Source organism: Streptomyces sp. NPDC087906 (assembly GCF_055584925.1).
Genome location: NZ_JBVJLC010000018.1, coordinates 22922 through 40265 on the forward strand (window position 1 = coordinate 22922; position 17344 = coordinate 40265).

Below are 17344 nucleotides of genomic sequence, written 5' to 3' on the forward strand. Positions count from 1 at the left end.
TGACGATTAGGGTGGGTCAGGGCGCGGCAGGGAACCTGCGGGCGGACAGGCCGCGTCGGCAGGGGAAGAGCCGGGCGGATCGGGACGTACGGACCGGACGCCCCCACCCACCACGGCACAAGGGTGCTCGACCACACCAGGAGGCAAAGTGAACGGCGATCGGGACGAGACCCGCGGCGGCTGGAACGTGCCGCCCGTGGACGATCAGTCCGACGCGGAGCCCGAGTTGACGGGTGAGTTCACCATCGACTACACCCCGCCCGCCTGGTACACGCAGAACACGCCGGGGAGCACGTCCGGCGACGGTGCGCCCGGCACCGCAGGTGCCGCCACTCCCCCGCCGCCGCCCGCCGGTACGCCTGTCGCCGTGCCGGGGCTCCCGGCCGGCGGTGGGTACGAGCCGCAGTGGACACCGGCGCCCCCGGCTGCTCCCGCGCCCAACACCCCGGCGGAGCCGCCCCGTTCCGCGGATCCCGTGCCTGCCGCGCCCGAGCCGTTCGGCGGGGGTGACATCGAGTCCGGCGCCACCATGCGGTTCTCGCCCGCCGCGCTGAAGCAGGAGATCGCGCGACGCGAGGAGACCGGCGCGACGAGCGCGGCGAAGACCCCGGAGCAGTCGGACACCGACGCCGGCGAGGACGCGCACCCCACTGACGGCACCGGCAGCCCGGCGGACCCCGAGCGCGCCGCCGTGGCGGAACCGACCGCCGGTACGGCCCGTACGGAAGACGGAGCCGGTACGGACGGTACGGACAAGGCGCCTACGCCCGCCGCCCCGGACGCCGATGCGGAGACCGGCCCCGACGCGCACGCCGACGTCCCGGCCGACGAGCCGGGCGACGCGCCGGGTGACGGCGAGACCGCTGCCCGTACCGAGGCGGACGACCACCAGGAGCCGGCCGACAGCCCGCCCTTCGACTTCGACGCGTTCAGCGACCCGGCGCCCCAGGGCGCGTCGACCGCCGAGGACGCGCCGCCCGCCGACGCGCCTCCCACTGACACGCCGCCCGCCGACGCGCCGGCCCCCGCGCAGCCCTGGTCCGCGCAGCCCGCGCAGCCGCTGCCGCCCGCGCCGCAGCCCGCCGCCTCGCCGGGGCTGCCGCCGCTGCCGGCCGCCTTCCAGCCGGCCGCACCGGCTCCCGCGCCGCAGTGGCCCGTACCCAGCCAGGCAGCCGAACACCCGGCGCCGCAACCGCCTCAGCCCCAGCCTCAGTCCCAGCCTCAGTCCCAGCAGCCGCTGCCTCCGCAGCAGCCGCAGGGCGGTTACGGCTTCCCGCAGCAGGGACCGCCGGTCCCGCCGCCGGGTTACGGCTTCCCGCAGCCCGCACCCCCGCAGCCCCAGCCGCCCCAGCACTCGCAGCCGCAGCCACCGCCGCAGGGCGGTTACGGCTTCCCCCAGCAGGGACCGCCCGCGCCGCACGGCCAGCAGCCGTACCCGCCCCAGCAGCCGTACCCGCCCCAGCAGCCCTATCCCGGTCAGCAGCCGTATCCGCCGCAGCAGGGCAGGCCCGGCGCTCCCCCGGTACCGGCGCCCGCGCCGCTGCCTCCGCAGTCGGCGGGGCCCGGCTCGTCGGCCAACCTGCCGGTGCAGGCGTCGCAGAATCTTCCCGCCCAGCAGCAGCCGCCTGCCCCACCGCACCAGCAGCAGCCGCCGCACCAGGCGCCGCCGGTGGATCCGCGCAGCGGGGCGGCCTGGCCGTCCCCCGTCGCGCACGACCACCGCGAGCGCTCGGTGCCCGGCGCGCCGCTGGGTTACACGGCGGCCGTCGAGCTGTCGTCCGACCGGCTGCTGCGCAACAACAAGCAGAAGGCCAAGAGCAGTCGCGGTCCTTCCGCCGGGGCGCGGTTCAAGATCGGTGGCAAGGCGGCGGAGGCCGAGCGGCTGCGCAAGCTGGAGCTGATCCGCACCCCGGTGCTGTCCTGCTACCGGATCGCGGTCATCAGCCTCAAGGGCGGGGTCGGCAAGACGACCACCACCACGGCGCTCGGCTCCACGCTCGCCACGGAGCGGCAGGACAAGATCCTGGCGATCGACGCCAACCCGGACGCCGGGACGCTCGGCCGCCGGGTGCGCCGCGAGACCGGGGCGACCATCCGCGACCTGGTGCAGGCGATCCCGTATCTCAACAGCTACATGGACATCAGGCGCTTCACCTCGCAGGCGTCGTCCGGCCTTGAGATCATCGCCAACGACGTCGACCCCGCGGTCTCCACGACGTTCAACGACGAGGACTACCGCCGGGCGATCGAGGTGCTGGGCAAGCAGTACCCGATCATCCTGACCGACTCGGGCACCGGACTGCTCTACAGCGCCATGCGCGGGGTGCTGGATCTGGCCGATCAGCTCATCATCATCTCGACGCCGTCCGTCGACGGTGCCAGCAGCGCCTCCACGACGCTCGACTGGCTGTCGGCGCACGGCTACGCCGATCTCGTACAGCGGTCCCTCACGGTCATCTCGGGGGTGCGCGAGACCGGAAAGATGATCAAGGTCGACGACATCGTCCAGCATTTCGAGACGCGCTGCCGCGGTGTGGTCGTGGTGCCCTTCGACGAACACCTGTCGGCGGGCGCCGAGGTGGACCTCGACATGATGCGGCCCAAGACGCGCGAGGCGTACTTCAACCTCTCCGCCCTGGTCGCCGAGGACTTCTCGCGCGCCCAGAACGCGCAGGGGCTGTGGACGGCCGACGGCAACCCGCCGCCGCACATGGTCCCGCCGATGCCGGGCATCCCGGGCTATCCGGCGCCGGGTCAGCCGACACCCGGTCAGCCGACGCCCGGTCAGCCCTACCCGGCGCAGCAGCAGCCGCCGTACGGCCAGCAGCCCGGACAGCCGCAGCCGTATCCGCAGCAGCAACAGCCGCCCCAGCACCAGCAGCCCTACCCCTATGCGCAGCCCCACCCGCAGCAGCAACCGCCGCAGCGGCCCGGTCCGCCGCAGGGCTGGCAGAGCCCGTTTCCACCAGAAGGCCAGCCGGATCTGCGGGGTCCCGTCCCGCCGGAAGGTCGCCCTCCGCAGCCCCCGCAGGCACCGCCAGCGCCTCAGCAGTAAGGCGACAGAGGCTTAGACCAATGAGGGTCCGCGCCGTCTTCACGGTGCGGACCCTCAGGGCATTCCCGCAGACCACACCGGGTTTTGACGGCCGTTGACGTGGCTGGACAAGCGCTGATAAACCTTCGCTTCACCAGATGTCGACCCACAGACAACCCAGTTTCTTCTTGCGAGTGATGACACGAGGTCACCGGCCCATGGTCCAGAGTTCCGCGCGCACACCGCGCCTGCCCGTTCGGCTCCGTTCCCGCTTCCGTCTGCTCCTGGCCTCCGGTGCTGCCGCCGCCGCGCTGGTGGCCGCGAGTGTGATCCCCTTCGGCCCGCTCGCCCCCGCGCCGCAGCAGGCGCAAGCCGCTGACAGCGGCGGCAAGAAGGTCCTCACCGTCGCCGTCAGCCAGAGCGTGGACTCCCTCTCGCCGTTCCTGGCCCAGTCATTGGTCAGTACCAGCATCCACCGGCTGGCCTACGAGTACCTGACCAACTACGACGCCAAGGACGCGCACGCCGTCCCGGGCTTCGCCACGGCCTGGAAGTCCTCGGCGGACAAGCTGACCTGGACCTTCACCATCCGGAACAACTCCAAGTGGTCCGACGGTGTGCAGGCGACAGCGGCCGACGCCGCCTGGACGTTCAACAAGATGATGTCGGACCCGAACGCGGCCACCGCCAACGGCAGCTTCACCGCCAACTTCAAGAAGGTCACGGCGCCCGACCCGACCACGCTCGTCATCCAGCTCAAGAAGCCGCAGGCCACGATGTTGGCGCTGGACGTGCCGATCGTGCCCCAGCACATCTGGGAGAAGGTCACCGACTTCTCGAAGTTCAACAACGACAAGTCGTTCCCGATCGTCGGCAACGGCCCGTTCGTCATCACGGACTTCAAGGTCGACCAGTACATCAAGCTCAAGCCGAACAAGTCCTTCTGGCGCGGCGCGCCCAAGTTCGACGAGCTGGACCTCCGGTACTACAAGGACCAGGACGCGGCGGTCGCCGCCCTGCAGAAGGGCGAGGTCTCCTTCGTATCGAACCTGACCCCCGCCCAGGCCACCGCGCTCAAGACCACCGACAACATCAAGGTCAACGACGCACCGGGCCGCCGCTTCTACGCCCTCGCGACCAACCCCGGCGCGAAGGCCAAGAACGGCGAGAAGATGGGCAACGGCAATCCCGCGCTGCTCGACCCTGCCGTGCGCAAGGCGCTGTTCGAGTCCGTCGACATCGACACCATCATCGACAAGGTCTTCCAGGGACACGCCGCCAAGGGTGAGGGCTACATCCCGCCGCGCTTCTCCACGTACTTCTGGAAGCCGTCCGACAGCCAGCGCATCGCGTACGACCCGGCGAAGGCCGCGCAGACCCTCCAGCAGGCCGGCTACAAGAAGAGCGGCGGCAAACTGCTCGGCAAGAACGGCAAGCCGCTGAACCTGCGCATCCTCTGCCACGCCACCGACCCGAACGACAAGGCCGTCGGCAAGTACCTCCAGGAGTGGTGGGCCAAGCTCGGCATCGGGCTGAAGGTCGACTGCCTCGACAACGTCGGCGACCCGTGGCTCGCCGGCGACTACGACCTGGCGATCGACGGCTGGTCGGTCAACCCCGACCCGGACTACGTCCTGTCCATCCACACCTGCGACGCGCTGCCCGCCACGCCGAAGGACAGTCCGGCCACGGACAACTTCATCTGCGACAAGCAGTACGACGCGCTGTACAAGAAGCAGTCGGCGGAGTACGACCCCGCCAAGCGGGCCGATCTGGTGAAGCAGATGGAATCGCGGCTTTACGACACCGGATACATGAATGTCATGGCCTATCCGAACGCCGTCGAGGCGTACCGTACGGACCAGATCAAATCCATCACGACGATGCCGGAGGCCGCCGGCAACATCTGGGGCCAGGACGGCTACTGGAGCTGGTGGTCGGCCGTACCGGCGGACAGCAGCAGTGACAGCTCCGGCGGCTCGTCCTCGACCGGCCTGATCATCGGGATCGTGGCTGTTGTCGTGATCGCCGGCGGACTCGGGCTGTTCGTCATGATGCGTCGCCGTTCCACCGCGGAAGACCGTGAATAATCCATGAGCACCGCAAGCACCCCCGGTGTGGCGCGGGAAGCGGCCGGCGGCCCGGTGAAGACCGGGCCGTCCGGCGCCGCCGCCCGCGCAGGCTCCGGCACCAAGACCGCGTATCTGCTCTATGTGGCGGGCAAGCTGGCAGGCGCCGTCGTCTCCCTCTTCGCCGTGCTCGTCACCAGCTTCTTCCTCTTCCGGGTCATCTCACGCGACCCGATCAGGACCATGACCCAGGGCGTTCCGACGTCCGCCGCCCAACTGGCCACGCTGCGACATCAGTTCGGTCTCGACCTGCCCATGTGGCAGCAGTTCACGAACTACTGCGGCGACGCGCTCACCGGCGACCTCGGCACGTCGTACCAGTTCCACGCGCCGGTCGGCCATCTGATCCTGGAGAAAGTCCCGGCGACACTGCTGCTCACGGGTGTCGCCGTGCTGATCTACTCCGCGCTCGGCCTGTGGCTCGGCACCCGCTCCGCCTGGCACAACGGCGGGCCCGGCGACCGGTTCAACACCGGGCTCGCGCTGACGCTGTGGTCGGTGCCGGGCTTCTGGCTCGGGCTGCTGCTGATCATCGTGTTCTCCGTGGGCATCGGCCCCATTCCGGGGATATTTCCCACGGGAGGCATGTCGTCGGGCGACTCGTCCGGCTTCGGGTACGTCATGGACGTCGCCCATCACATGGTGCTGCCGGTGATCACCCTCGTCGCCGTCGGCTACGCGCAGACCCTGCTCGTCATGCGGTCCTCGCTGCTGGACGAGATGGGCAGCGACTATCTGACGACGGCCCGCGCCAAGGGGCTGCGGGACGACCTCGTACGCCGCAGGCACGCCGTGCCCAACGCGCTGCTGCCGACGGTCACGATGGTCTTCATCAACGTCGGCTTCGTGGCGGGCGGTTCGATCCTCGTCGAGACCGTCTTCTCCTGGCCGGGCCTCGGCCAGTTGTTCTACCAGGCGCTGAGCGTGCCCGACCTGCCGCTCGTGCAGGGGCTGTTCGTGGTCTTCGCCGGTGCGATGATCCTGATGAACCTCCTCGCCGACCTGCTCTATCCGCTGCTCGATCCCCGGGTGGGCCGATGACCGTCGCGAATACCCAGACCCCCGACACGCCGGACACCCCCGGACCCGTCGAAGCGCCCCGGGCGCGGGCCAGTTCCTCGCTCGCCTGGGAGCAGCGGCGCGCGTCGACCGCCCGCTTCTGGCGGCAGTACCGGACGAACCGGGCCGGTCTGATCGGGCTCGTCGGGCTCGTGGTGATCGGGCTCATCGCCGTGTTCGCCCCGCTGCTCGTCGGCAGCGACGTGCAGAGTGTGACGCAGGCGCCGGGCAAGGCGCTGGAGGCGCCGAGCGGTCAATTCCCGCTCGGCACCGACCAGTTCGGCCGGTCGCTGCTCGGCCTGCTGGTCTGGGGCTCCCGGGTCTCGCTGACCGTGGGGCTGCTGGCAGCCGCGCTGTCCGTGGCCATCGGGACCCTGGTCGGCATCATCGCCGGGCACTTCGGCGGCTGGTTCGCGACCGTCGTCATGCGGATCACCGACTGGTTCCTGGTGATGCCCACGCTGGTACTGGCGATCGTGCTGACCACCGTGATGTCCCGCTCCATCTGGACGGTCATCCTGGCGATCGGTGTGACGAGCTGGCCGACGACCGCGCGGCTGGTGCGCGCGCAGACCATCGCCGTCGAGTCACGCCCGTACATCGAACGGGCCAGAGCGCTCGGCGGCGGGCACGGCCATGTCATGAGCCGGCATGTGCTGCCCAATGTGATGCCGCTGGTGCTCGCGCAGACCACGCTCGGCATCTCCAGCGCGATCCTCACCGAGGCGACGCTCGCCTTCCTCGGTCTCGGCGACCCGACGGTCGTCTCCTGGGGCGGCATGCTCCAGGACGCCCGCGAGGCGGGCGCCGTCTCCTCGGGCCACTGGTGGTACCTGGCGCCGCCCGGCATCGCCATCGCCCTGGTCGCCCTGGCCTTCACACTCTGCGGTCGCGCCATCGAGACCGTGCTCAACCCGAAGCTTGGGGTGGCCAGATGACGTCGTCGAACCTGCTGGAGATCAAGGACCTGCGGGTCACCTACGGCTCGGGAGCAACCGCCGTCCCCGCCGTACGGGGTGTCGACCTCGCCGTCGAGCCCGGCAAGAAGCTCGGGATCGCGGGCGAGTCGGGCTGCGGCAAGTCCACGCTGGCCCTGGCCCTCCTGCGGCTGCTGCCCGCGACGGCGAAACTGTCCGGGGAGATCCTGCTCGACGGCGAGGACGTCCTCACGATGAAGTGGGGCCGGCTGCGCGCGGTGCGCTGGGCGGGCGCCTCGATCGTCTTCCAGGGCGCCATGCACTCGCTCAACGCGGTGCACCGCATCGGGGACCAGATCGCCGAACCGGTCCTGCTGCACCAGCACGTGACCCCGGCGGCCGGCCGCAGGCGCGCGGTCGAACTGCTGGAACAGGTCGGCCTGCCGGCCGCCCGCGCCGACGCCTATCCCCACGAGCTGTCCGGCGGACAGCGCCAGCGCGTGATGATCGCGATGGCGCTCGCCTGCGATCCGCGGCTGATCGTCGCCGACGAACCCACGACGGCGCTGGACGTGATGATCCAGGCGCAGATCCTGCGGCTCATCGAACAGCTCGTCACGGAGAAGGACATCAGCCTGCTGATGATCAGCCACGACCTGGCCGTCCTCTCGGACACCTGCGACCGGCTCGCCGTCATGTACGCGGGCCGGATCGTCGAGGAGGGCCCGGCGAAGGCGGTGTACGACAACGCGGCGCACCCCTACGGCAACGCGCTGTCCGCCGCCTTCCCCCGCATCGGCGACCCGGCGTCCCGGCGCGCCCCGCGCGGGCTGCCCGGCGACCCGCCCGACCCGTCGGCGCTGCCGTCCGGCTGCACGTTCCATCCGCGCTGCCCGGTCGCCCTCGAGAGCTGCGCGCACGAGGACCAGGAGCTGCGGGACGCGGGCCCGGACAGGCGCGCGGCGTGCGTGCGCGTCGGTACGCCGTCCCCGGCGGCGGCGTCGGCCCCTGCCGCGTCGGCGGAGAGCCCGGAATGACGGCCACCCCTCAGGAGCTGCCCATGACCATCACCCCCCTGCTCTCGGCCGCCGAGCTGAACGTCACCTTCCCCGGCAGGCGCGGCGCGGCCCCCGCCCGCGCGGTCGACGGGGTCGACCTCGACATCGGGGCCGGCGAGATCGTGGCCCTGGTCGGCGAGTCCGGCTGCGGCAAGACGACACTGGCCCGCGCGCTGCTCGGTCTCGTCCCGCCCACGTCTGGTGCGATCACCTTCGCGGGCGAGCGGCTCGACTACCACGCCCGCGCGCTGAAGTCCTACCGCAAACGCGTCCAGTTGGTCCTCCAGGACCCGAGCGGCTCACTCAACCCCCGGCACACCGTGTACGACGCGGTCGCCGAGGGCCTACGCATCCACGGCCGCCCGGCCGACGAGCGCGAAGCGGTCGCCGAGGCCCTGTCGCTCGCGGGCCTGCGCCCGCCCGAGCGGTTCTTCCTGCGCTACCCGCACGAGCTGTCCGGCGGCCAGCGGCAGCGCGTCGTCATCGCCGGCGCGCTGGTCCTGAAGCCCGAACTGATCGTCGCGGACGAGCCCGTGGCGTCCCTGGACGCGTCGGTACGCGGCGAGATCCTGGCGCTCCTGCTGTCGCTACGCGACGAACTCGGCCTCTCCGCGCTGGTGGTGACCCACGACCTGGGCCTCGCGTGGAACATCGCGGACCGGGTGGCGGTGATGTACCTGGGCCGGATCGTGGAGACGGGCCCGGTCGAAAAGGTCCTGACGGAACCTCAGCACCCGTACACGCAGGCGCTCTTGTCGGTACTCCCGGAGTCGGAGGGCGTCCCGGTGGTCCTGACGGGCGAACCCCCGGACCCGTCCCGCATCCCGAACGGCTGCCGCTTCCACGCGCGCTGCCAGGTGCTGGCGTCGGGCGAGGCGGAACGGGCGGGCGTCTCGGAGCAGTGCCGCACGAAGCAGCTACCGGTGCTGTCGGGGGGCGACGCGACGCAGGTCGCGTGCCACTGGGCGGCGACGGCGGGTTAGCCGTTTCGCCGGGGCGGCCGGGTCTGGGTTGCGGTCCGCTTGTCCGGTTCCGGTGTCCGGGGCCTCCGGAGGGGGGTGTCCGGACTGCGGCGTCGCCGTCCGGCGCGGTTGGGGGTGCGGGTTTTGGTTGCGGCCCGCTTGTCCGGTTCCGGTGTCCGGGGCCTCCGGAGGGGGGTGTCCGGACTGCTCGATCGCTAGAACTCCTACGCTTTACGTCCGGACACCCCCCTCCTGCGGCCCCGGCCCCCTCCCGTCGGTGGGCCCCCAGCCCAACGTCCGCGTGGACGCGGCTTGCGGGGTCCGTGCTGGCCGGGGGCCGCGTCCCTGGCGTGGGCGCCCGGCCCCTTGCCGCCGGTGGCCGATAGCACCCCATCCGGGCCCGGGGGCTGAAGGGGGTCGTGCAGGGGTGGTGTCCGGAGCGTAAAGCGTGATTTGCGGCGCATGTCCGGGTGCACCTCGTGTCAGAGGTGCACGCGCCGTAAATCGTGCAGCGCAGGACACGACCCCGGAACGGCCCCCGGCGACAACAGCAACCCAGACACGTGAACCCCGAACCGCGCCGGACGGCGACACCGCCCCCGGCGACCACCGCAACCAAGACACGTGAACCCCGCCGGGCCGCTACGCCGCGTCGTACCGCGCGATCAGCTCCCGCGACTTCTTCACGTCGTCCCCGATCGCCTCCAGCAGCGCGTCGATCGACTCGAACTTCTGCTGGCCCCGCACGTACGACAAGAAGTCGACCGTCACATGGAGCCCGTACAGGTCCAGGCCCACCCGGTCGATCGCGTACGCCTCGACCGTGCGTTCCGTCCCCGCGAACTGCGGGTTCGTGCCCACCGAGATCGCCGCCGGCATGCGTTCGCCGGCCGCCGTCAGCCAGCCCGCGTACACGCCGTCCGCGGGGACCGCCGTGTGTGGCAGGACCTCCACGTTGGCCGTCGGGTAACCGAGTTCGCGGCCGCGTTGCGCGCCGCGCACCACGATCCCCTCGACGCGGTGCGGGCGGCCGAGGATCTCCGCCGCGCCCGCCACGTCGCCTTCCGCGACCAGCCGGCGGGTCAGCGTGGACGAGAAGGGCTCGCCGCCGCCCGCCGCGCCGGTCACGTAGAGGTCGACGACCTCGACCTCGTAGTCGTACGTCTCGCCCAGCTCGGCGAGGACGGTGACGTTGCCCGCCGCCTTGTGGCCGAAGCGGAAGTTCGGGCCCTCGATGACCGCGCGCGTGTGCAACTTGTCGACCAGCACCTTCACGATGAAGTCGGCCGGTGACAGCTTCGAGAACTCGACGGTGAACGGCAGGATCAGTTGCGCGTCCACGCCCAGCTCCGCCATGAGTTCGGCGCGCCGGTGGTGGGGCGCGAGCAGCGGGGGGTGGCTGCCGGGGCGTACGACCTCGCTGGGGTGCGGGTCGAAGGTCACCACGACCGACGGCACGCCCAGCTCACGGGCGCGCTCCACGGCCCTGCCGATGATGAGCTGGTGGCCGCGGTGGACCCCGTCGTAGGAGCCGATGGTGACGACGCTGCGCCCCCAGTCCTGGGGGATGTCCTCCAAGCCGCGCCAGCGCTGCACTGTGACCGCTCCTCGCCCAAACCGTGTACGTGATTGCCGATGTAGCCAGGTCCAAGACTGCCATGCCGGGACGTTCCGCTCCGCATCGGCATCGCGTGAGCCGGTCAGCCGAAGACGGCCAGGCTCTTCGCCTTGCCGTGCTGCTCCTCGACGAGCGCCAGGAAGCGTCCGTCGGGTCCGAACACGGCGACCGGCGCGCTCGGGAACGCGGGCATCTCCAGCCGCACCCCGTTGAGCAGCAGTTTCGCCCGTCGTTCGTCGACGTCCCAGCGGGCGAACGCGGCGCCCGCCGCGTCGGCGACCGGCATGACGGTCAGTTCTTCCTGGAGCTGGTCCAGGGTCTTCGCGCCGTCGATGGCGTACGGCCCGACCCGGGTCCTGCGCAGGGCCGTCAGATGGCCGCCGACCCCGAGCCCGGCGCCGAGATCGCGGGCGAGGGCCCGGATGTAGGTGCCGGAGGAGCAGACGACGGAGACGACGAGGTCCATGACGGGGGTGCCGTCGTCGGCGACGGCCGGGCGTACGTCGTACACCTGGAACGACGAGACGGTGACGGGCCGCGCCGGGATCTCGAACTCCTCGCCGCCGCGCACCCGCGCGTACGACCGCTTGCCGTCGATCTTGATGGCGCTGACCTTCGAGGGGACCTGCATGATCGGCCCGGTCAGCTCGGCGACACCGGCGTCGATCGCTTCGCGGGTGACCGCGGAGGCGTCGGCGGACGAGGTGGCCTCGCCCTCGGCGTCGTCGGTGACGGTGTCCTGGCCGAGCCGGATCGTGCCGAGGTACTCCTTCTCCGTCAGCGCGAGATGGCCGAGGAGTTTGGTGGCCCGCTCGACGCCGAGGACGAGCACGCCCGTGGCCATGGGGTCGAGGGTGCCGGCGTGGCCGACCCGGCGGGTCCTGGCGATCCCGCGCATCTTGGCGACGACGTCGTGCGAGGTGAAGCCCGACGGCTTGTCGACGATGACAAGGCCGTCGGGCGTCGCGGTCTGCTGTGTCATTCGGAGCTGTCGCCGTCCGTCTCCGCGATGTCGTCGTCGCCGGGCTTGCGGTACGGGTCGGCCTCGCCGGCGTAGGTCTTGCCGGTCGACACCTCCCGTACCTCGGCGTCCTTGGCGCGCGCCTTGTCGAGGAGGTCCTCGATGGTGCGCGCGTTGTCCGGCAGGGCGTCGGGGACGAAGGCCAGGCTCGGTGTGTGGCGCACACCTGTCTGCCGGCCCACCTCGGAGCGGAGCACGCCCTTGGCGCTCTCCAGGGCGGCCGCCGAAGCTGCGCGCTCCTCGTCGTCGCCGTAGACCGTGTAGAAGACCGTGGCCTCCCGCAGGTCGCCGGTGACCCGGGCGTCCGTGATGGTCACGAAGCCCAGCCGCGGGTCCTTGATACGCCGGTCCAGGGTCTCCGCGACCACGACCTGGATGCGATCGGCGAGCTTGCGTGCCCGCGCGTTGTCGGTCACCGGTCCGTCACTCTTCCTTCTGGGTTTCTGGTGCTACAGGTCAGTCGTCTTCGCCGTGCAGGCGCCGCCGTACGGCGAGCAGTTCCACCTCGGGGTGGCCCGCGACCATGCGTTCGCAGCGGTCGAGGACGTCCGTGAGATGGCCCCAGTCCCCCGACACCACCGCGAGGCCGATCTCGGTCCTGCGGTGGAGGTTCTGGTCTCCCGTCTCCGCCGCGCTGACCGCGAACTTGCGTTGCAGCTCGGCGACGATCGGACGCACGACGGAGCGTTTCTCCTTCAGCGACCGTACGTCGCCGAGGAGCAGGTCGAAGGACAGTGTCCCCACGTACATGCGGATCCGGATGTCCCGCCGGTTCGGGGTCATTTCCCCCGCCATCGCTTGGCGCGGGTATATGAACCGTACACGCGCGGCCGGGGCCGATCGACGGAAATTATCTCCGTCGACCGGCCCCGGCGGTCGCCGTGCGTCAGCCGCGCGGCTTCTCGCGCATCTCGTACGTCGCGATGACGTCGTCGATCTTGATGTCGTTGAAGTTCCCGAGGTTGATACCGCCCTCGAAGCCTTCGCGGATCTCGGTGACATCGTCCTTGAAGCGGCGCAGACCCTGGATGTTGAGGTCCTCCGCGATGACCTTGCCGTCGCGGACGAGCCGGGCCTTCGTGTTGCGCTTGACCTCGCCGGAGCGGATGAGAACACCCGCGATGTTGCCCAGCTTGGAGGAGCGGAAGACCTCGCGGATCTCCGCCGTACCCAGCTCGACCTCTTCGTACTCCGGCTTGAGCATGCCCTTGAGGGCCGCTTCGATCTCTTCGATCGCCTGGTAGATGACCGAGTAGTACCGGACGTCCACCCCTTCGCGCTCGGCCATCTGCGCGGCACGCCCAGCGGCGCGCACGTTGAAGCCGATCACGATGGCGTCGGAGCCCATCGCCAGGTCGATGTCCGACTCGGTGACCGCACCCACACCGCGGTGCAGCACCCGGATGTCGACCTCTTCGCCGACGTCGAGCTGGAGCAGCGAGGACTCGAGGGCCTCCACCGAACCGGACGCGTCGCCCTTGATGATGAGGTTGAGCTCCTGTACCAGACCTGCCTTGAGGGCCTCGTCCAGGTTCTCCAGGGAGAACCGGACGCCCCTGCGGGCGAAGGCCGCGTTCCGCTCGCGGGCGGCACGCTTCTCGGCGATCTGCCGGGCCGTGCGGTCGTCGTCGACAACGAGGAAGTTGTCGCCGGCGCCGGGGACGTTGGTGAGTCCCAGGACCAGGACGGGCGTCGAAGGTGTCGCCACGTCGACGTTGTCGCCGTTGTCGTCGAGCATCGCCCTGACGCGGCCGTACGCGTCACCGGCGACCATCGTGTCACCGACGCGCAGCGTGCCGCGCTGGACGAGCACGGTGGCGACGGCGCCGCGACCGCGGTCGAGGTGCGCCTCGATCGCGATGCCCTGCGCGTCCTGCTCCGGGTTGGCCCGCAGGTCGAGCGAGGCGTCGGCCGTGAGGATCACGGCCTCCAGCAGGCTGTCGATGTTCAGACCCTGCTTGGCGGAGATGTCGACGAACATGGTGTCGCCGCCGTACTCCTCGGCCACCAGACCGAACTCGGTGAGCTGACCGCGCACCTTGGTCGGGTCGGCGCCCTCGACGTCGATCTTGTTGACCGCGACCACGATCGGCACGTCGGCCGCCTTGGCGTGGTTCAGCGCCTCGATCGTCTGGGGCATCACACCGTCGTTGGCCGCGACCACCAGGATCGCGATGTCGGTGGACTTCGCACCACGGGCACGCATGGCGGTGAACGCCTCGTGGCCCGGGGTGTCGATGAAGGTGATCCTGCGCTCTTCACCGTTGACGTCCGTGGCGACCTGGTAGGCACCGATGTGCTGGGTGATACCGCCGGCCTCGCCCGCGACGACGTTCGTCTTGCGGATCGCGTCCAGCAGCCTCGTCTTACCGTGGTCGACGTGACCCATGACGGTCACGACCGGCGGACGGGACACGAGGGATTCCTCGCCGCCCTCGTCCTCGCCGAACTCGATGTCGAAGGACTCGAGAAGCTCGCGGTCCTCCTCCTCCGGGCTGACGATCTCGACGACGTAGTTCATCTCGCCGGCGAGCAGGTGCAGCGTCTCGTCGGAGACGGACTGCGTGGCAGTGACCATCTCGCCGAGGTTCATCATCACGGCGACGAGCGACGCCGGGTTGGCGTTGATCTTCTCCGCGAAGTCGGTGAGGGACGCACCGCGCGACAGCCGGACACTCTGGCCCTGGCCACGCGGCAGCATCACGCCGCCTACCGACGGGGCCTGCATGGCCTCGTACTCCTGGCGCCTCTGCCGCTTCGACTTGCGGCCACGGCGGGCGGGCCCGCCGGGACGGCCGAACGCGCCCTGTGTGCCACCGCGGCCACCGGGACCACCCGGACGTCCGCCGAAGCCGGGACGGCCACCGCCGCCACCGAAACCGCCGCCTCCGGGACGACCCGGAGCGCCGCCGCCACCACCGGGGCGACCGGCGAAACCGCCGCCGCCACCGCCACCGGGACGACCCGCGAAACCGCCGCCGCCACCGGGACGACCGCCGCCACCGCCACCGGGGCGGGCTCCGCCACCGGGACCGCGACCGCCGCCACCGGGACCGCCGCCGGGGCGGGGTCCGGCAGCGGGACGCTGCGGCATCATGCCGGGGTTCGGCCGGTTACCGCCGGGCGCGCCGCCGGGACCCGCGGAGCGCGGGGCCTGCGGACGGGGCATGCCGCCGGGGGACGGACGGGACGAACCGCCGGGACCCGACTGCGGACGGGGACCGCCCTGGCCCGCACCCTGCGGACGCGGTGCGCCACCGGGGGCGCCTGCGCCGCCGGGACGCGGGGCGCCGCCACCGGGACGCGGCGACTGCGGCCGCGCCATGCCGGTGGAGCCACCCGAGGTGAAGGGGTTGTTGCCCGGACGCGGGCCCGCGGGACGGGCACCGGGACGCGGGGCCTGGCCGGGACGCGCGCCGCCGGGGCGACCGCCCTGGCGCTGCTCGCGGTCGCCGCCCTGGCGCTGCTCGCCCTGACCGCCCGTCGGACGGGCCGCGGGACGCGGGCCGGGGGTGGCACCGGGCCGGGGACCGGCGGCCGGAGCCGACGGAGGCGCGGTGAACTCCGGCGCGGCGGGCGCGGCCGGGGCCGGCTTCTGCGGTGCGGCGGCAGCCGCGGGCTTGGGCGCCGGGGTGGCCGGACGGGGTCCGGGACTCGGTGCCGCAGCGGGGGTGCTGCCGTTGGTGCTGGGGGCGCTGCTCGCGGGGGCCTCGGCGGCGGCCGGCTTGGGGGCCGGGACACCGGGCTTGGGGGCAGCGGGACGTGCCGCCTGCGCCGGTGAGGGCGCTGCGGGCTTCGCGGGGGACGCCTTGCGGGGCGCCCCGGGCTTGGCAGCGGGCTTCGCGCCGTTGCCGGCGGGCCCCTGCAATGCGTCGGTCAGTTTACGTACAACCGGCGCCTCGATGGTCGAGGACGCCGAACGGACGAATTCACCGAGTTCTTGGAGCTTGGCCATGACGACCTTGCTCTCGACGCCGAACTCCTTGGCGAGTTCGTATACCCGGACCTTAGCCACTTCGCTCCTTTTAGGTCCGGGTTACCGCCGGACCGTCGCTACTTCATGGGCGTACTCATCGCGTACTCATCGAGTGCTCATCGCAATCTCGACCTACTTCCAACTCGCGAGGTACCTGAACCGCACGGGGTTCCGTGCCGTACGTCTTCTTACCGTGCTGCCTGCGCTGTGATTGCCTCGACGGCCTGGCGCAGGTCCGCGCTGTCGAGCGGTCCCTGGACCCGGAAGGCCCGGGGGAACGCCCGGCGGCGGACCGCCAGATCGAGACAGACCAAGGCGGGGTGCATATACGCACCCCGGCCGGGCAGCGTACCGCGTTGATCGGGAACACATTGTTCACCGTCCACCACGATGCGCAGCAGATCGCTTTTGGCCGCTCGTTCCCGGCACCCCACGCACGTTCGCTCAGGGCAGGCTCGGGCCTTCGTCCGGCCAGACACCATTAAGTCTACCTCCCCGTACGGACCTCACCCCTACGGGGCAAGATTCGAACACCTGCTGTCCCAAAAGATCGTCAAGCGTGATCGGCCTCGGCCGGATCAGCCGACTCGGACTGCTCGGTGTCGGGACGGATGTCGATGCGCCAGCCGGTGAGCCGCGCGGCGAGCCGGGCGTTCTGCCCTTCCTTGCCGATCGCGAGCGACAACTGGTAGTCCGGTACGGTCACCCGCGCCGAGCGTGCGGCCATGTCGACGATCTCGACCTTGCTGACCCGGGCGGGCGACAGCGCGTTCGCCACCATCTCGGCCGGGTCCTCCGACCAGTCGACGATGTCGATCTTCTCGCCGAGCAGCTCGGCCATCACGTTGCGCACCCGGGCCCCCATCGGGCCGATGCAGGCGCCCTTGGCGTTGAGCCCCGACCGCAGCGACCGCACGGCGATCTTGCTGCGGTGCCCCGCCTCCCGGGCGATGGCCGTGATCTCGACGGATCCGTCGGCGATCTCGGGCACCTCCAGCGAGAACAGCTTCTTCACCAGATTGGGGTGGGTACGGGACAGCGTCACCGAAGGACCGCGTACGCCCTTGGCCACCCGGACCACATAGGTGCGCAGCCGCAGCCCGTGCGTGTAGTTCTCGCCCGGCACCTGTTCCTGCACCGGAAGGATGGCCTCCAGTTTGTCGTCCAGCTTGACGAGGACGTTCTTCGGGTCCTTGCCCTGCTGCACCATGCCGGCCACGACATCGCCCTCACGGCGCGCGTACTCGCCGAACGTGACGTCGTTCTCGGCGTCCCGCAGCCGCTGCTGGATGACCTGGCGCGCGGTGGTCGCGGCGATCCGGCCGAAGTCCGAAGGCGTGTCGTCGAACTCCTTGGGCTCCTGCCCCTCCTCCAGATCGGCCGCGTCCTCCTTGGCCCACACCGTCACATCGCCGTTGTCCCGGCTCAGTACGACGCGTGCGTGCCGGCGGCTGCCTTCGGTGCGGTGGTACGCGATGAGGAGGGCGGACTCGATCGCCTCGACCAGCAGGTCGAAGGGGATCTCCTTCTCTTGTGACAAGCCCTTCAAGAGCTTCACGTCGATATGCAC

Annotated in this window: 13 protein-coding genes; 6 read left to right on the plus strand and 7 right to left on the minus strand. The window is 71.0% G+C overall.

From position 1 onward, the window contains the following. Positions 1-148: 148 nt before the first annotated feature. The 6 genes from ACZ63I_RS33390 to ACZ63I_RS33415 all read left to right on the plus strand — a co-directional run bounded on the left by ACZ63I_RS33390 (position 149) and on the right by ACZ63I_RS33415 (position 9180). Positions 149-3055 carry an SCO5717 family growth-regulating ATPase gene (locus ACZ63I_RS33390; RefSeq protein ID WP_469343165.1) on the plus strand — a complete coding sequence of 969 codons (2907 nt, stop codon included), beginning with the start codon at positions 149-151 and terminating at the stop codon, positions 3053-3055. A 197-nt stretch (positions 3056-3252) separates the two neighbouring features. Beyond that, entirely contained in the window at positions 3253-5124 is a 1872-nt protein-coding gene (locus ACZ63I_RS33395) for an ABC transporter substrate-binding protein (protein ID WP_469343167.1), read from the plus strand. 3 nt (positions 5125-5127) lie between these two features. Continuing rightward, positions 5128-6204 carry an ABC transporter permease gene (locus ACZ63I_RS33400; protein WP_469343168.1) on the plus strand — a complete coding sequence of 359 codons (1077 nt, stop codon included), beginning with the start codon at positions 5128-5130 and terminating at the stop codon, positions 6202-6204. Further along, the gene (locus tag ACZ63I_RS33405; RefSeq protein ID WP_469343170.1) at positions 6201-7160 is read left to right on the plus strand and encodes an ABC transporter permease; all 960 of its coding nucleotides are present in this window, start codon (positions 6201-6203) and stop codon (positions 7158-7160) included. Before ACZ63I_RS33400 ends, ACZ63I_RS33405 begins: the two co-directional genes overlap by 4 nt. After that, a complete protein-coding gene (locus tag ACZ63I_RS33410; RefSeq protein ID WP_469343172.1) occupies positions 7157-8176 on the plus strand; it encodes an ABC transporter ATP-binding protein in 1020 nt (339 codons plus the stop codon). Before ACZ63I_RS33405 ends, ACZ63I_RS33410 begins: the two co-directional genes overlap by 4 nt. Continuing rightward, complete coding sequence (locus ACZ63I_RS33415) at positions 8173-9180, plus strand: ABC transporter ATP-binding protein (protein ID WP_469343174.1); 1008 nt, start codon at positions 8173-8175, stop codon at positions 9178-9180. Before ACZ63I_RS33410 ends, ACZ63I_RS33415 begins: the two co-directional genes overlap by 4 nt. 621 nt (positions 9181-9801) lie before the next feature. Here the strand turns inward: ACZ63I_RS33415 and ACZ63I_RS33420 are convergent. From ACZ63I_RS33420 to nusA, 7 genes are all read right to left on the minus strand, one after another. Next, entirely contained in the window at positions 9802-10755 is a 954-nt protein-coding gene (locus ACZ63I_RS33420; RefSeq protein ID WP_469343175.1) for a bifunctional riboflavin kinase/FAD synthetase, read from the minus strand. A 104-nt stretch (positions 10756-10859) separates the two neighbouring features. Continuing rightward, positions 10860-11759: a tRNA pseudouridine(55) synthase TruB gene (gene truB / locus ACZ63I_RS33425; protein ID WP_469343176.1), complete on the minus strand. Its 900-nt coding sequence runs from the start codon at positions 11757-11759 to the stop codon at positions 10860-10862. Beyond that, complete coding sequence (gene rbfA, locus ACZ63I_RS33430) at positions 11756-12214, minus strand: 30S ribosome-binding factor RbfA (RefSeq protein WP_469343178.1); 459 nt, start codon at positions 12212-12214, stop codon at positions 11756-11758. The genes truB and rbfA overlap by 4 nt, the downstream gene beginning before the upstream one ends. Positions 12215-12254: 40 nt before the next feature. Next, the gene (locus ACZ63I_RS33435; RefSeq protein ID WP_041994992.1) at positions 12255-12548 is read right to left on the minus strand and encodes a DUF503 domain-containing protein; all 294 of its coding nucleotides are present in this window, start codon (positions 12546-12548) and stop codon (positions 12255-12257) included. A gap of 136 nt (positions 12549-12684) precedes the next feature. Then, entirely contained in the window at positions 12685-15813 is a 3129-nt protein-coding gene (gene infB / locus ACZ63I_RS33440) for a translation initiation factor IF-2 (RefSeq protein ID WP_469343179.1), read from the minus strand. A gap of 149 nt (positions 15814-15962) precedes the next feature. Then, positions 15963-16253, minus strand: coding sequence for a YlxR family protein (locus ACZ63I_RS33445; RefSeq protein ID WP_469343275.1), 291 nt, complete (start codon positions 16251-16253; stop codon positions 15963-15965). 74 nt (positions 16254-16327) lie between these two features. Further along, complete coding sequence (nusA, locus tag ACZ63I_RS33450; protein ID WP_469343181.1) at positions 16328-17344, minus strand: transcription termination factor NusA; 1017 nt, start codon at positions 17342-17344, stop codon at positions 16328-16330.

Coding starts and splice junctions, on each gene's coding strand:
- ACZ63I_RS33400 (WP_469343168.1), top strand. CDS start 5,128: ATGAGCACCGCAAGCACCCCCGGTGTGGCGCGGGAAGCGGCCGGCGGC.
- ACZ63I_RS33415 (WP_469343174.1), top strand. CDS start 8,173: ATGACGGCCACCCCTCAGGAGCTGCCCATGACCATCACCCCCCTGCTC.
- ACZ63I_RS33405 (WP_469343170.1), top strand. CDS start 6,201: ATGACCGTCGCGAATACCCAGACCCCCGACACGCCGGACACCCCCGGA.
- truB (WP_469343176.1), bottom strand. CDS start 11,759: ATGACACAGCAGACCGCGACGCCCGACGGCCTTGTCATCGTCGACAAG.
- ACZ63I_RS33395 (WP_469343167.1), top strand. CDS start 3,253: ATGGTCCAGAGTTCCGCGCGCACACCGCGCCTGCCCGTTCGGCTCCGT.
- ACZ63I_RS33435 (WP_041994992.1), bottom strand. CDS start 12,548: ATGTACGTGGGGACACTGTCCTTCGACCTGCTCCTCGGCGACGTACGG.
- ACZ63I_RS33410 (WP_469343172.1), top strand. CDS start 7,157: ATGACGTCGTCGAACCTGCTGGAGATCAAGGACCTGCGGGTCACCTAC.